This window comes from Bradyrhizobium canariense (assembly GCF_018130465.1).
GTDB lineage: Bacteria > Pseudomonadota > Alphaproteobacteria > Rhizobiales > Xanthobacteraceae > Bradyrhizobium > Bradyrhizobium canariense_C.
This window is the reverse complement of sequence record NZ_JAFCKJ010000005.1, coordinates 254041-268911: the sequence shown is the minus strand read 5'-3', so window position 1 is coordinate 268911 and position 14871 is coordinate 254041. Positions and strand designations below refer to the sequence as shown.

Annotated in this window: 16 protein-coding genes; 8 read left to right on the top strand and 8 right to left on the bottom strand. The window is 64.2% G+C overall.

Annotation, left to right across the window (positions count from 1 at the left end; translation table 11 throughout):
• The first annotated feature begins 19 nt into the window (after positions 1-19).
• Together JQ591_RS16845 and JQ591_RS16840 are read left to right on the top strand one after the other, a co-directional pair.
• Positions 20-724 carry an SDR family oxidoreductase gene (locus JQ591_RS16845; RefSeq protein ID WP_211397135.1) on the top strand — a complete coding sequence of 235 codons (705 nt, stop codon included), beginning with the start codon at positions 20-22 and terminating at the stop codon, positions 722-724.
• Between the two features lie 11 nt (positions 725-735).
• Entirely contained in the window at positions 736-1119 is a 384-nt protein-coding gene (locus JQ591_RS16840; RefSeq protein WP_211397134.1) for a cupin domain-containing protein, read from the top strand.
• A gap of 4 nt (positions 1120-1123) precedes the next feature.
• Here JQ591_RS16840 and JQ591_RS16835 read toward each other — a convergent pair whose 3' ends face one another.
• Complete coding sequence (locus JQ591_RS16835; RefSeq protein WP_211397133.1) at positions 1124-2071, bottom strand: lytic transglycosylase domain-containing protein; 948 nt, start codon at positions 2069-2071, stop codon at positions 1124-1126.
• Between the two features lie 179 nt (positions 2072-2250).
• Between JQ591_RS16835 and JQ591_RS16830 the strand changes: the two genes are divergently transcribed.
• The gene (locus tag JQ591_RS16830) at positions 2251-3285 is read left to right on the top strand and encodes a L,D-transpeptidase family protein (protein ID WP_211397132.1); all 1035 of its coding nucleotides are present in this window, start codon (positions 2251-2253) and stop codon (positions 3283-3285) included.
• Here JQ591_RS16830 and JQ591_RS16825 read toward each other — a convergent pair.
• From JQ591_RS16825 to JQ591_RS16815, 3 genes are all read right to left on the bottom strand, one after another.
• Complete coding sequence (locus JQ591_RS16825; RefSeq protein ID WP_027516602.1) at positions 3282-3557, bottom strand: hypothetical protein; 276 nt, start codon at positions 3555-3557, stop codon at positions 3282-3284. The genes JQ591_RS16830 and JQ591_RS16825 overlap by 4 nt on opposite strands.
• Positions 3558-3633: 76 nt before the next feature.
• Entirely contained in the window at positions 3634-4491 is an 858-nt protein-coding gene (locus JQ591_RS16820) for a VOC family protein (RefSeq protein WP_211397131.1), read from the bottom strand.
• 146 nt (positions 4492-4637) lie between these two features.
• The gene (locus tag JQ591_RS16815; RefSeq protein WP_211397130.1) at positions 4638-5843 is read right to left on the bottom strand and encodes a urate hydroxylase PuuD; all 1206 of its coding nucleotides are present in this window, start codon (positions 5841-5843) and stop codon (positions 4638-4640) included.
• Positions 5844-6078: 235 nt separating this feature from the next.
• Between JQ591_RS16815 and JQ591_RS16810 the strand changes: the two genes are divergently transcribed.
• Positions 6079-7419 (top strand): PQQ-dependent sugar dehydrogenase, encoded by a 1341-nt coding sequence (locus JQ591_RS16810; protein ID WP_211397129.1) that lies wholly within the window; start codon positions 6079-6081, stop codon positions 7417-7419.
• A gap of 174 nt (positions 7420-7593) precedes the next feature.
• Here JQ591_RS16810 and JQ591_RS16805 read toward each other — a convergent pair whose 3' ends face one another.
• The 3 genes from JQ591_RS16805 to JQ591_RS16795 are packed head-to-tail and all read right to left on the bottom strand — an operon-like array spanning position 7594 to position 9774.
• A complete protein-coding gene (locus tag JQ591_RS16805; protein WP_211397128.1) occupies positions 7594-8394 on the bottom strand; it encodes an SDR family NAD(P)-dependent oxidoreductase in 801 nt (266 codons plus the stop codon).
• Position 8395: 1 nt separating this feature from the next.
• A complete protein-coding gene (locus tag JQ591_RS16800) occupies positions 8396-8950 on the bottom strand; it encodes a carboxymuconolactone decarboxylase family protein (RefSeq protein ID WP_211397127.1) in 555 nt (184 codons plus the stop codon).
• Between the two features lie 11 nt (positions 8951-8961).
• Positions 8962-9774, bottom strand: a complete 813-nt coding sequence (locus tag JQ591_RS16795) for an SDR family NAD(P)-dependent oxidoreductase (protein WP_211397126.1) — start codon at positions 9772-9774, stop codon at positions 8962-8964.
• Between the two features lie 221 nt (positions 9775-9995).
• Here JQ591_RS16795 and JQ591_RS16790 point away from each other — a divergent pair, with 221 nt between their 5' ends.
• Genes JQ591_RS16790 through cyoD form a run of 4 tightly spaced genes read left to right on the top strand, consistent with a single transcriptional unit; the run spans position 9996 to position 13846 of the window.
• Positions 9996-10829, top strand: a complete 834-nt coding sequence (locus JQ591_RS16790; RefSeq protein WP_211397125.1) for a cytochrome ubiquinol oxidase subunit II — start codon at positions 9996-9998, stop codon at positions 10827-10829.
• Positions 10819-12819, top strand: coding sequence for a cytochrome o ubiquinol oxidase subunit I (gene cyoB / locus JQ591_RS16785; RefSeq protein WP_211397259.1), 2001 nt, complete (start codon positions 10819-10821; stop codon positions 12817-12819). Before JQ591_RS16790 ends, cyoB begins: the two co-directional genes overlap by 11 nt.
• The gene (locus JQ591_RS16780) at positions 12819-13460 is read left to right on the top strand and encodes a cytochrome (ubi)quinol oxidase subunit III (protein ID WP_211397124.1); all 642 of its coding nucleotides are present in this window, start codon (positions 12819-12821) and stop codon (positions 13458-13460) included. Before cyoB ends, JQ591_RS16780 begins: the two co-directional genes overlap by 1 nt.
• Positions 13457-13846, top strand: a complete 390-nt coding sequence (cyoD, locus tag JQ591_RS16775; RefSeq protein ID WP_211397123.1) for a cytochrome o ubiquinol oxidase subunit IV — start codon at positions 13457-13459, stop codon at positions 13844-13846. Before JQ591_RS16780 ends, cyoD begins: the two co-directional genes overlap by 4 nt.
• 219 nt (positions 13847-14065) lie before the next feature.
• On the opposite strand, the gene JQ591_RS16770 is transcribed toward cyoD, so the two are convergent.
• A complete protein-coding gene (locus JQ591_RS16770) occupies positions 14066-14854 on the bottom strand; it encodes a thermonuclease family protein (RefSeq protein WP_211397122.1) in 789 nt (262 codons plus the stop codon).
• Positions 14855-14871 lie beyond the last annotated feature (17 nt).

The window sequence follows — 14871 nt, the reverse complement described above, 5'->3', positions numbered from 1 at the left end:
TGAAATCGGGGAGATAGCAATGACGCTCGCAGGCAAGAAGGTCGTGGTGGTCGGCGGCTCCTCAGGCATCGGGCTTGCCACGGCAGAGCTCGCCAAGGGCCGGGGCGCGGACGTCGTGATCGCCTCGCGCAGCGCCGCGAAGCTCGATCCCGTAGCGGAGCGGCTGAAGGTGACGGCGATCCCCGCCGACGTTACCAGCGACCAGAGTGTCGCCGAACTGTTTCGCCGCACCGGTCCCGTCGACCACGTGGTGCTGACGGCCGCGCAGCTCCGCACCGGCCCGTTCAAGACGGTGGCGATGGACGACGTCCGCGCCACCATGGAAGGCAAGTTCTGGGGCGCCTGGCGCGTCGCGCGCGAGGCCGAGATCCGGCCGGGCGGTTCGCTGACGCTGGTCACCGGTTTCCTCAGTGTCCGGCCGCGGCCGAATTCGGCGATCATCAGCGCCGCGAACGGCGCGCTGGAATCGCTGGCCCGTGCGCTCGCGCTGGAGCTTGCACCGGTGCGCGTGAATGCGGTCTCGCCCGGTGTGATCGACACGCCGATCCGGGCCGCGATGCCGGAGGCGGCGCGCAAGGAGATGCTGGCCAGGACCGCGGCCGCGCTCCCGGTCGGCCGCGTCGGCATGGCCGAGGACATCGCCCAACAGATTCTGAGCTTGATGGCGAATGGGTTCGCCACCGGCTCGATCGTCTATGTCGACGGCGGCGCGCTGGTGAACTAGGGAGCACGATCATGGCCGAGGACAGCAACGGCGCCTTCATTCGCAACATTGCGGAGGTGCCCTGGCGCGAATTCCCCAATCACTTCGGCGGCGCGCTGTCAAAGCCGCTGGTGATGCCGGAAACGGCAGGCTCGCGCCGCATCGACTACCGCATCTCGATGTACCAGCCGATGGCCTATGTCGCGCGGCATCACCACAAGGTGCAGGAGCAGGTCTATCACGTCCTCGACGGCGAGGGCCTGATGGAAATCGCCGGCAAGAACCATGTCGTGCGCAAGCACGACGTGATTTTCCTGCCGCCCGGCGTCGAGCACGCGATCTCGAACTCCGGCCTGACCGATCTCGTGTTTCTTGTGGTGACGTCGCCGGTGACCGACGACGACAAGCCGGTGTGACCGGTTAGCGCTCGCTGGATGCGAGGCGGATGGCGCGGGCCTTCGCGCTCTTTCCCGCCGCGCGCGCCGCGATCATGCTGCGTGCCTTGCCGTGGGTGCTCTTTCGGATCAGGGACGCAAGCCGCTTGCGTGCGCGGTTGGCCGTCAATCGCGCCGCCAGTTGCTCCGCCTTGCGAATGATGGTCGTGACCGAGGACGTCAGGTTCACCGGAACCCAGGCAACGTCCTTCGTCTTGGAAAGGCTGCCGATGCCCTCGCAGGGCGCCTCGCGTGGCAGGTCGATCCGGATCGCGAGGGCTACCGCGCGTTCGGTCCAGTCCTCGGCCCTGGTGCCGGTGATGATGCGGACATAGTCGCGTGTCTCGCGCGGCAGTTCGCTCTCTTTGGCGAGCCATTTCTGGATCCGGCCGGGACCTGCGTTATAGGCGGCTGCGGCAAGGCCGAGGTTGCCGAAATCGTCGCGCAGCTTGCGCAGGAATTTGGCTGATGCCGGCAGCGCCTTCATCGGATCGAAGGGATCATCCAACCCCACCTCCGCTGCCGTTTCCGGCATGAACTGTGCGACGCCCTGGGCGCCGGCCTGGCTGACCTCGTTGGACTTGAAGCGGCTCTCCTGCCAGATCAGGCGCGCGAAGAACGGCACCGGAATGCCGCTGGCCTCGGCGGCTTCACGAAGCGCGTGGCAGAATCGTTCCGTCGGCGAAGCCGGCGCCTGCGCGACAGGTTCGACCGCATGCGGCGGCTCGGGTGTCTCCTCATAGGCCGCGCGTGCATTGGCGAGCTCGAGGGCCTGCACACTTGCGAGGAACAGCTCGACCACCGGAACAAGTGGCGAGGCTTGAGTGTTTTGAAGAACGGCGTGGTCGAAAGCCGATGTTTGGCGGGACGCCGACGGATCGAGGTCGCACATCAGAATCATGAACGCGGCGCAAGCCGCGATGACAAATCGCATTGCTGGAGCAACCTCGAACTGTGGGATGAACAGCCAGCGCTGCGCCGGCGATAACGAGTTCTTAACCGTGCGATTGCGGCAAAGCTGCGGTCTCGTCGGTTCCGCCGGTGTTACTACGGTGTTCCCGCCGCAAAACTCTCCGCGGTTTTGCGGGGCATTGGTGAATTGGGACGAGCGACATGATGCGGTGGATGCTTGGCGCGATGATTTCGTTGGTGGTGATCTGCCCGGCGCTCGCGAACAATCTCGACGCCGGCGCAGTGAACGACGCTGCGCGTCCCGCAAAACAGCCGGCGACCGACAAGATCAGCGCGTCCGTTGTGAAGCTGCAAATCATGCTGGACCGTGCCCAGTTCTCGCCCGGCGAAATCGACGGCAAGTTCGGCGAGAACGCGCAGAAGGCGTTGAAGGCATTTGCCGAGCAGAACGGTATCGCGTCCGACAAGACGATCGCGCCGGAACTTTGGGACAGGCTGAGTGCGGCGAGCGAAGGTCCCATGATCGTCGATTACAAGATCACCGACGTCGACGTGAAGGGACCGTTCCTGAAGGAGCTGCCGGGCAAGCTCGAGGACATGAAGTCGCTGAAGGCGCTGAGCTACACCAGCCCGCTCGAGGGGCTCGCCGAAAAATTCCACATGAGCGGGGAGCTGGTCCGGACGCTCAATCCCGGCAAGTCCTTCGACAAGGCCGGAGAGACGATTACGGTTGCGAACGTCTCTGCACGAAGGGAGCTGCCGCCCGTTGCACGCCTCGAGATCGACAAGAAGAACGAGACCCTGAAGGCGTTCGACGGAGCCGGCCGCTTGCTTGCATTCTATCCCGCGTCAATCGGCAGTCCGGATCGTCCGACGCCGAGCGGTACGCTCAAGGTCACCAGCACCAACGAGAAGCCAACCTATCACTACAATCCCGACTACAAGTTCAGCAGCGTCAAATCGAAACAGCCGTTCGACGTCCAGCCGGGCCCGAACAATCCGGTCGGCGCATTCTGGATCGGCTTGTCGGCGCAGGGTTACGGCATCCACGGCACGGCGGAGCCCGACAAGGTCAGCAAGTCCGCGTCGCACGGCTGCGTCAGGCTGACCAATTGGGACGTGCGCGCGTTGGGCGATCACGTCAAGCGCGGCACACCGGTGGTCTTCCTGGATGCGCCGACGGAATCCTCGTCCAAGCAGCAGGGGAAGTCCGGGGGCAGGCGCGTCTCGAACTAGTCTTTGGGAAAGTCCTTCCGCATCGCGATCTCGGCGGCATCGCCGGGCGACAGCACGGTCTGGTCGAACGCTGCTTGCGGCCTCGTCATGATGTCGTAGAGCGAGATGCCCTTGATGGGCTTGCCCATGAGCTCGCGGACGCAATCGGCGAGCGTACCGTTGTAGACGAGATAGGGCGGACCTCGGTCCTTCTGCCTCTCGCCCTTCAACGACGGCCATTTCTTCAGTTCGGCCGGCGCGTCATAGGCGATCGGCGATTTCTCTTTGAACATGCGCTTGGCCCTGAAGGCGTGGGAGCCCAGAAGCCTAAGGCCGCCCGGTAAACGCTTGTTAAAGAATTAGTTCAAATCAGCCCGCAACGAAGGCGAGCAGGGTGCCGTTGGCCTTGGCCGGCGGCACGCAGATCGCAGGCCCGCTGCGCACAGCTACCGAACCAAGCGCCTTTTCAGTGGCCGCAAGATCGCCGCTCACGAGCACGAGGGCCGCACCGCCACGTTCGGAAAGACCCGCGAGCGGCACGCCGGGATAGCGTTTGCCGAGCTGCTCCAGTGTCAAATAGACGAAGTCGGCACGATCGCCACCGGAGGGCACGGTCACCGCGCCGTCGGCCTCAGTCTTCGGCTCGCGGTCGATCAGCCGTCCCAGATGCGCGGCGTCCTTCGCGGGCTCGGGCGTCGCGATCAATGTCTGCTTGATCCGCTTGGCCGCATTGGCGTGCTTCATCAGCTCGGGAATCCACACCGTCTCGCGCGTCTTGTGCTGGCAGGCGAAGATGCGCACGCCGCCTGGCGCCTCCGCGGTCGGCCACATGAAGGTGCGGAATTTCGCCGCCGAGATCGTGCCGTTCGGCAGCGTCACGGGCCGTTCGAAATCGGTCGGGCCGATCGGCTCCAGGCCACGTGCGCGGATTTCCTCCGCGCCGGCGGTGGAATCGACCGCGGTGAAGGCGATGCGCTCGATGCCTTCGCCGCGCTTGTCGAGGAAGGCACGCGCCGGCGCGTTATGCTCGGTCGCGGCGAGCACGCCGAGCAGCTCCATATAGTCCGGGTCGAACATGATGGTGTAGTTGCCGGTGCCCATATGTGCGCTGTGGGTGCCGCGCGGCGAGATGGTGAAGCCGAGCTGCCGGTAGTTTTCGGCGGCTTTGTCGAGGTCCTGCACCATGACCACGGCGTGGTCGATACCGATGACGTTCTTGAGGGCCACTGTTCTTTCCCCGAATGCAAACTGACTTGAGGCCGCGCTGGCGGCCATTGGTCCTGTCTACGCCGGATAGGCGGGCAAGTCATTTTCAAATCGGTGGGAGATACGAAATTTCATTCCGCGAAATGCTCTATCGACGCGTGACGGCGTCAGCGAGCCTGCTCGATATAGGCGGCGAGGATGGCGCGCTCATCGCTGGTCATTTCGGTGATGTTGCCCGGCGGCATCGCATTGGACCAGGCGGCGACGCGGCCGATCAGGCGGATGTTGCGATGGATGTGCTCGGGCGCGTCGAGCAATATGCCCTTCGGCGCCGTCACGATTCCGGCCCAGGCCGGCTCGGCGGCGTGGCACATGCTGCAGCGGGACATCACGATCTCCTCGACATTGGCAAGCGTCGGCTGCGCCGACAGCGTGCTTGTCTTGACCTCGCGCGGGCCGGCGGCCGAGAGGAAGAGGATCGCTATCACGCCGACCGCTGCGACGCCCCACACCCACCATGGCGATCTGCGCCCGGCGTGCCGCTCGTTGAAGAAATGGCGGATCACGGGGCCGAGCGCCAGGATGATCGCGACGATGATCCAGTTGAAGCGCGTGGCGTAGAGCAGGGGATAATGGTTGCTGATCATCAGCACGACGACGGGCAGCGTCAGATAGTTGTTGTGGACCGAGCGCTCCTTGCTGGACTTGCCGAGCTTCGGATCGGGCGCCTGTCCCGCGATCAGGCTGGCTACGATCTTCTTCTGGTTCGGGATGATCAGCGCGAAGACGTTGGCGACCATGATGGTGCCGATGATCGCCCCGATCTGGTTGAAGGCGCCGCGCCCGCTCAGCACGTGGGTGAAGGCGTAGGTCAACGCGACCAGGAACAGGTAGCCGCCGATGGCGAAGGGCAGCTCGCGCTGCGCGAGCCCGGTACGGCAGGCGCCTTCATAAAGCAGCCAAGCCAGCGCGAGGCTCGAGAGGCTGAACAGGCCGGACTGGAATGGCGTGAGGTCGAGGATCGACTTGTCGACCAGGAACAAATCGGCCTCGAGATAATACACCACCACCATCAGGGCGAAGCCCGACAGCCAGGTGGTGTAGGCCTCCCATTTGAACCAGGTCAGCTCGTCCGGCATCTGGGCGGGCGCGACTAGATATTTCATGATCCGGTAGAAGCCGCCGCCATGGACCTGCCAGGCCTCTCCCTGCACGCCGTCCGGCAGATCGCGCTCAGGAGAGTCGGTTTTGGGCTTGAGGCTGAGGTCGAGGGCGATGAAATAGAAGGAACTGCCGATCCAGGCGATCGCCGCCACCACGTGCAGCCAGCGGAGCAGCAGGCTTGCCCATTCCGATATGATGGATCCCCACATGATCACCCCAACAGATGCGACCCCAATGCCGCAGCCTTGATGACCGCAACCGGCGGCCCCGCCCTTATAATGTGTCGCACCGATCAGCCGCATTTTCCAGTACGATGGGCTGCGGCTGATGCACATCGTGCGGGCATGAGCTGACGTGGGATTCGGCAGGCATTTGACCTGTCGCAGAACGTTTGCGCGTCGATCGGCGTTGATGCGCGAGACGTGAAGGCCGGGAGGAAACGACGTGAAGAACAGGATTTCGTTCGTGGCGATGTCCGCGGGGTGGCTGGTCGCGGTCGCGACCTGTGTGCAGGCCCAGCCGGTGCTGCAGGGCCAGGATGCCTACGGCGATTGGCAGGCCGACAAGCCCGGCACGGTCAGATTGATCCGGCCGCAGGATCTGGTGAGGCCCGGCGCCACGCGGTCGGTTGCGAGTTCGTCGCGTGTGGTGCCGCGTCCGCCGGAGGCTGTGCTTCAGGTGCCGGCCGGCTTCAAGATCGAGCTGTTCGCCGAGGGTCTGCGTGCCCCGCGCATCGTGCGCGTGGCGCCGAACGGCGATGTCTTCGTCGCGGAGACGCGGGGAGGGACCATCCGCGTGCTTCGCGCCGGCGAGGGCGGCAAGGTCGCCACCAACGAATTGTTCGCCAGCGGCCTGAGGCAGCCGTTCGGCATTGCCTTCTTCCCGAACGGCGACAATCCGCAATGGGTCTATGTCGCCAACACCGACAGCGTCGTCCGCTTTCCCTATCAGGCCGGCGATCTCAAGGCGCGTGGCAAGGCGGAGACGGTCGTGGCGAGCCTGCCGCATGACGGCGGCCATTCCACCCGCGACATCGTCTTCACGCCTGATAACAAGCGCATGCTGGTGTCCGTCGGCTCGCTCAGCAACGTCGCCGAGGGCATGGGCACGCCGCCGGGCGGGATGCAGGCGTGGTCGAAAGCGCAACCACTTGGCGCGGCCTGGGCCAGCGAGACCGAGCGCGCCACCGTGCTCGCCTTCAATCCCGACGGCAAGGAGCGGAAGATCTACGCCACCGGTATCCGCAACTGCGTCGGGCTCGCGGTCCAGCCGCAGACCGGACTGCCCTGGTGCTCGACCAACGAACGCGACGGCCTAGGCGACGATCTCGTGCCTGATTACGTCACCAGCGTGACGGAAGGCGCCTTCTATGGCTGGCCGTGGTTCTATATCGGCGGCAACGAAGACCCGCGCCACGCCGGCGCGCGGCCGGACCTCAAGGACAAGGTGACGGTGCCTGACGTGCTGGTGCAGCCGCACTCGGCCTCGCTCGGCATGACCTTCTATCAGGGCACGCAGTTTCCGTCCGAGTATCAGGGCGATGCTTTCGCGGCCGAGCACGGCTCCTGGAACAGGTCGAAGCGCACCGGCTACAAGGTGATCCGCATCCGGGTGAAGGACGGCAAGCCGACCGGCGAGTACGAGGATTTCGTCACGGGGTTCGTGGTGAGCGAGACCGAGGTGTGGGGGAGGCCGGTCGGAGTCGCGGTGGCGAAGGATGGGTCGCTGCTGGTCTCGGAGGATGGCAACGGGACGATCTGGCGGGTGACAGGCACGCCGCGATGAAGGTGTACCCTCGCCCCATGTGGGAGAGGGTGGCTCGCCGCGCAGCGGCGAGACGGGTGAGGGGTTCTATCGGCGAATTCCTCTATGCGTGCGCGGAGAGAAACCCCTCATCCGGCGCTTCGCGCCACCTTCTCCCACAAGGGGAGAAGGGAAGAAGCACTGGGCTGGCGTCGCTCACCCCCGTCTCACGCTCGCCCCGCCATCCACCGGCAGCGTCACGCCGGTGATGAAATTCGCCTCGTCCGATGCCAGGAACAGCGCGGCATTCGCGACGTCCCATCCGGTGCCCATCTTCCTGCGCAGCGGCACCTTGCTGTCCCGTTCAGCTTCGACTTCGGCGCGGGTCTTGTGCCATTCGCGGGCGCGGGTGTCGACGGCCATCGGCGTGTTCATCAGGCCGGGCAGGATGACGTTGGCGCGGATGCCGTATTCCGCGTTCTGGTAGGCGAGTTGTTCGGTGAAGGCGATCATCGCCGATTTCGTCGCCTTGTAGGCGACGTAAGGGTAGGTGGTGATCGCCGCCATCGAGGAGATGTTGATGATCGCCCCGCCTCCTTGCGCGCGCATGATCGGGATCACCTCTTTCGCCGCAAGGATGCAGCTCTTCAGATTGATGGCGACAATGCGGTCGAAGGCCTCCTCGGTGATTTGCAGCAGCTCGGCGTCGCCGCCGGACAGGCTGACGCCGACATTGTTGTGCAGCACGTCGATCCGGCCCCAGCGCGCTTGCGCGTCCGCGACCATCGCCTTGATGTCGGCGGACTTCGTGACGTCGGCCTTGAATGCCGCTGCCGTGCCATGCTTCGCGGCGATCATGGCGGCGGTTTCCTGCGCCGATTCCAGATGATGATCGACGCACAGCACCTTGGCACCCTCGCGCGCGAAGGTCAGCGCGGTGGCGCGGCCGTTGCCCATGCCTTCGCCGGGACTTTGCCCGGCCCCGACCACGATCGCAATCTTGTCCTTCAAGCGCATGTCAGTTCACTCCCGGGATCGGGTACTGCTGGAGTACCTCTTTGTAATATGGCTCGTTGTCGATCTTCATGGTAGCGAGCACGCGCACCACGCCGCAATAGAAAGCGATAGTCAGGACGAGATCGACCATGTGCTCGTCGGAGAGGTGCTGCTTGATCTCGGCAAAGGTCGCGTCCGACATCGCGAGCTCGCGTACCATCTCGCGGGCGCCTTTCAGGATCGCCTTCGCCTGCGGCTCGAGCTTCGAGGGCTTGCCGTCGGTCTCGGCCATCAGGCCAGCGATGTCCTCGGCGGTGACGCCGAACTCCTTGCCGATCTTCACGTGATGGGTGAATTCGTATTCCGACTTCTCCATCCAGCCGACCTGGAGGATCGCAAGCTCCCGCAGCCGCGGGTCGAGCTTGCTCTTGAAGCGGATGTAGCCGCCGATGCCGTTGAAGGCGCGCGCCATCTCCGGCGAGTTGACCAGAAGCTTGTGCAGATTGGTGTTGCGCTTGAGCATGTCGCGATATTCAGGCGCGACCTGGTCGGCCTCGAGATAGGGCAGGCGGGCCATCGTGTGTTTCCTTAGTGTTCTTGGGACTCGCGTTCGGGGGCTTGCAGCGTCACGCCGCCGTCGACCACCAGCACTTGGCCGGTGATGTAGCGTGCAAAATTGCTGAGCAGGAACTTGACGGCATGGCCGACATCCCAGCCGGTGCCTTCGGTCTTGAGTATGGAGGCCCTGGCCCGCTGCGCGCGTGCCTGTTCGCTCATGCCGCGGGCGTAGACCATCGGCGTGTACATCGGCCCGGGGCAGATGCAGTTGACGCGGATGTTGTCGCGGCCGTGATCGACCGCCATTGCGCGCGTGAGACCGATGATCGCGGCCTTCGAGGTCGTGTAGGTCGTGAGCCCGCGTGGCCGCAGCGCCGAGATCGAGGAGATGTTGACGATCGCGCCGCCCTTGGCAGTCTTGATCATGGCGGGGATGGCATGCTCCGAGAGCAGGAACATGGTCTCGACATTGACCTGCATGACGCGGCGATATTGCTCGGGCGTCTCGTCGACCACGCTGCCCCGGCTGCCGATGCCGACATTGTTGTCGAGAAAATCGAGCCGGCCCCAGCGATCGAGCGCGGCTTCGACCAGCTGCTTGCAATCGCCCTCACTGGTGACGTCGCCGCCATGCGCAGAAGCGGTACCGCCCTCGGCCGTGATCGTCTCGACGGTGCGTTCGGCAAGCTCGAGGTCGCGGTCGCCGACCAGCACCTTGGCGCCGGCGCGGGCCAGCACGATTGCTGCAGCGCGGCCGTTGCCGATGCCGTCGCCCGCGGCGCCGCCGCCACTGATCAGCGCAACCTTGCCGGCGAGGCCGGCATCGTCCTCAGGGCCCTGCATGTCGTTTCATCCCGATATTTTCGTGCAAACTAGCAATGGCGCACGGAGGTGAGAAGGCCGACCGTCCCGCGTAGATGTCATTGACATCGCATGGAATTGCATGCCGCCCCACGAGATGAAGCGGCGATTGTCCGGAACCCTCTTCACGCAACTGCGTTTGTTGCGGGGGCTTTTCCGCGCTAGGCTCCTCTCGGGGTTTCCCAATCGCCAGTGGCTTGCCGATGAATCTGCTCGATCCACAAGGGCCGGTAGCTGCCGCCAACAGCACCATCCTGGTCGATTCCGTCTTCATCATGCTTGCGATCGTGGTGCCGACCATTTTCGCGATCCTGGCCTTTGCATTCTGGTTTCGCGCCTCGAATCCGAAAGCAAAATTCCAGCCGGACTTCGTCTATTCGGGGCGGGTGGAAATGGTGGTGTGGGCGATCCCCGCGCTCACCGTGATCCTGCTCGGCGGCGTCGCCTGGATCGGCTCGCACCAGCTCGATCCCGCCGCGCCGGTGCCCGGCACCGGCAGCCCGGTCCGCATCCAGGCCGTCTCGCTCGACTGGAAATGGCTCTTCATCTATCCGGATCAGCGCATCGCCACCGTCAACACGCTGACGGTGCCGGCCGGCGCCGAGCTGAATTTCCAGCTGACGTCGTCGAGCGTGATGAACACGTTCTTCATCCCGCAGCTCGGCAGCATGATCTACACCATGAACGGCATGGTGACGAAGCTGAACCTGCGCGCCGACAACGAAGGCAAGCTGCAAGGCCTGTCGGCGCATTTCTCCGGCGACGGCTTTCCGGACATGATGTTCGACGTCAACGTGATCTCGCCGCTCGCCTTTCCGGACTGGGTGGCAAGCACGGCGAAGTCCGATGCCGTGTTGAACGAGGAGAGCTACAAGAAGTTGATGCAGCAGGGCGTCGAAAAGGGCAGGCCGATCTACCGGCTCGACGATCCCCGGCTGTTCGACCTGATCGCGACCCAGCACATTCCGCCGGGACCGGGGCCGGAGCTGGTCTCCGATGCCGGCCGTCCGCACAGTGGAGGCCATGATGCTCGGTAAGCTCGATTGGTCGGCCATTCCGTTCGATCAGCCGATCCCGCTGATCGCGGGCGCGGTGGTGCTGGTCGGGATTCTCGGGGTGCTGATCTGGGTCGTGGTGAAGGGCCATCTGCCCTATCTCTGGCACGAATGGATCACCAGCGTCGATCACAAGCGGATCGGCGTCATGTACATCCTGCTGGCCTCGGTGATGCTGCTGCGCGGCGGCAGCGACGCCATCATGATGCGGATCCAGCAGGCGGTCGCCTTTCAGTCGCAGGGCTATCTGCCGCCGGAGCACTACAACCAGATATTCTCCGCGCACGGCACCATCATGATCTTCTTCGTGGCGATGCCGTTCGTGATCGGGCTGATGAATCTGATCGTGCCGCTCCAGCTTGGCGTGCGCGACGTCGCTTTCCCGACGCTCAATTCGGTCGGCTTCTGGCTGACCGCGACCGGCGCGCTGCTGGTCAATCTCTCGCTGGTGATCGGCGAGTTCGCCCGCACCGGCTGGCTCGCGTTTCCGCCGCTGTCGGAACTGTCCTACTCACCGGGCGTCGGCGTCGACTATTATGCGTGGTCGCTGCAGATCTCCGGCATCGGCACGCTGGTGGCCGGCATCAATCTCGTGACGACGGTGCTGAAGCTGCGCACCAAGGGGATGAACTATCTGCGCATGCCGATGTTCTGCTGGACCACGCTGGCCTCGAACCTCTTGATCGTCGCGGCCTTCCCGATTCTGACCGCCACCCTCGCGATGCTGCTGCTCGACCGCTATCTCGGCTTCCACTTCTTCACCAATGAGGCCGGCGGCAATGTCATGATGTTCATGAACCTGATCTGGGCCTGGGGGCATCCCGAGGTCTACATCCTGGTGCTGCCCGCCTTCGGCATCTTCTCCGAGGTGGTCTCGACCTTCTCCGGCAAAGCGCTGTTCGGCTATCGCTCGATGGTGCTGGCGACCATGGCAATCTGCGTCATTTCCTTCATGGTCTGGCTGCATCACTTCTTCACGATGGGCGCGGGCCCCGACGTCAACGCCATCTTCGGCATCGCCAGCATGATCATCGCGATACCGACCGGGGTGAAAATCTACAACTGGCTGTTCACGATGTATGGCGGACGCATCCGCTTTGAGACGCCGATGCTGTGGTCGATAGGCTTCATGGTCACCTTCATCATCGGTGGATTGACGGGCGTGCTGGTCGCGGTGCCGCCGGCCGATTTCATGCTCCACAACAGCATGTTTCTGGTCGCGCACTTCCACAACGTCATCATCGGCGGCGTGCTGTTCGGCGCCTTCGCCGGCTTCGAGTACTGGTTTCCAAAGGCGTTCGGCTTTCGCCTCGACGACCGCTGGGGCAAGCTCGCGTTCTGGTTCACCTTCCTCGGCTTCTACGTCACCTTCGTTCCGCTCTATGTCGTCGGCATGCTCGGTATGACCAGGCGCATGCAGCACTATGACGTTGCGGCGTGGCGGCCATGGATGCTGGTTGCAGCCGCCGGCATGGCCGTGCTGACGATTGGCGTGATCTGCCAGATCATGCAGCTCGTCGTCAGCATTCGCAACCGCGAGGCCCTGCGCGACCGCACTGGCGATCCCTGGGACGGCCGCTCGCTGGAATGGGCGACGTCGTCGCCGCCACCGGTGTTCAACTTCGCTTTTAATCCCGACGTGCGCGGCGAGGATGCCTATTGGGACATGAAGGCACGTGCCCAGCAGCAATCGCTCGAGCACGGCGGACCGGAATATCAGGACATCGAGATGCCCAGGAACTCGCCGACCGGCTTCGTCTGCGCGTTCTTCGCCACCATCATGGGCTTTGCGCTGATCTGGCACATCTGGTGGATGGTGATTTTGGGCGGCATCGGGGCGTTCGCGACCTTCGTCGTGTTCGCCTGGCGCGACCATGACGAATACGTCATTCCGGCCGAGGAGGTCGCGGCGATAGACCGCGTCAATCTCGAGGAGCGGCGCAGCCTCGTCAGCATGGCGGGAGCGGTCTGATGGCGATGACCACGACCGCCGGCCGTGCGCACGCCGATCCCCATCACATCGGGCTCGTCATCGAGCATCCCGGCCCCGCGTCGAAGCGCATCGTGACCGCCTATGGCTTCTGGGTCTTCCTGCTCTCCGACATCGTGATGTTCTCCTGCTTCTTTGCCGCCTATGCGGTGCTGGCCGGCCAGACCGCCGGCGGCCCGAAGGGCTCCGAGATCTTCGAGCCGCGGAACGTCGCGATCGAGACGGTCTGCCTGCTGCTGTCGAGCTTCACGTGCGGCATGGCGAGCATCGCCGCCGATGTGCGCAACCGGTTCTGGTTCTATCTCGGCATGGCCGTGACTTGCGGGCTGGGGGTGGTGTTCCTCATCATTGAGTTCCGCGAGTTCGCAGACCTCGTCTCCCGCGGCTATGGGCCGTCGCGCAGCGCCTTCCTCACAGCGTTCTTCTCGCTGGTGGGATGCCACGGTCTGCACGTTTCGGCTGGCGTGCTGTGGCTTTTGACCATGGTGGCCCAGGTTTTTGCAAAAGGCTTTCGCGCCGACATATTGCGCCGGATGATGTGCTTTGCGCTGTTCTGGCACGCGCTCGACATCATCTGGGTCGCGGTGTTCTCCGTGGTCTACCTGCTTGGGAGTGGCGCATGAGCGATCAGACGCATATGCCGGCCGGCCATGACCTTGCGCCGGGCGATGAGGAGCAACACAGTGTCGGGGCGCGCATCCTCGGTTACGTGGTCGGTCTTGCGCTTGCGCTGCTGCTGACGGCGACCTCGTTCTTCATCGCCGGCACCGATCTGGTCTGGCAGCCTTCCATTCCCGTCGCGCTGATCGTGCTGGCGATCGCGCAGATGGGCGTGCACCTCGTGTTCTTCCTGCACATCACCACCGGCCCTGACAACACCAACAACGTGCTGGCGCTGGCGTTCGGGCTGCTGGTGGTCTTCCTGGTGGTCGGCGGCACCGTCTGGATCATGGCGCATCTGAATGCGAACATGCCGCCCATGGATCAGATCATGCCAATGCGCCGGTAGCGCATTGTGCAAAAAAGAAGAGCCGCTTGTTGTGACAAGCGGCCCAAGTCTAGGGAGGAAACGCCCGAGCAAAGCAATCGGGCCGGAGCCGGATTGCCGCCAAGGAAACGCTCGCGCAAAGCGCTTGCGTACGCTTAAAAATGCGGCAACTCCCGATAGAGTTCAATTCCGGATGAATACTGTCTCCGGCTACCGCTCACGGGCGCGTGATGGGCTTCGTCATTTCGGCCGGCGGCAATTATAGGCCTTGCGGAAGCCCGCGGCCTGGGCGTCGTCCTCCGAGCAGAACCAGCGGTCCGGCTTGGTGGTCGCGGGGTAACTCGGGCACCCCCGCAAATGATAGATGCCGATATTGCCGGTGACACGCGCGCGCACCGCGAGCTTGCCCTTGATGCCACAGCTCGGCGGCATCGTCAGATCCTCGGGAAACAACACCGCGCGAATCTCCTTGTCGCGGTCGGCGCGGCAGGCGACGCCCAGGAGCGCGCCGTCCTTTTTGCCGGTGCGGAATTCTTGCGGTGCAACAAAGCAGCCCTTCCAGATCCCGACGGAGGCCGATTTGGCGTCGGTCGCCGCCGGCTTGACGTTCGCCTTGATCGGCTCGCGCGCGATGGCATAGCCGAGCTTGACCAACTGCTCGTTCAAGCTGGTCTTGTCGCCCTCGGCCGTGCAGATCGCGCGGTGCCGCTTGCCAAAACTCTTTTCCGGCCCGACATCGTCGCAACGCACGGATCGCTTGCCGATCAGCTTGGCGAGCTGGTCGCGGGCCTCGATGCCGCAGGTCCAGGGATCGGCGTGATCGTCGATGCAGACCTGGTCCAGCTCGGGTGCGTCGACGCCGTCGAGGCGGTAGGTGACGTCGCCGAGCTGGATGGCGTTGCCGTCGCGGACCGTCGCGGCGGCGGTCAGCGCGGAGGCGGGGCCGGTGGTGCCCAGAAATCCGGACAGAGCGAGAAAGAAAACGAGCGCAAAAGCGCGGGCGCCGGCAAAGGATTTTCGGAAGGACATAAGGTCTCGCTATCGAT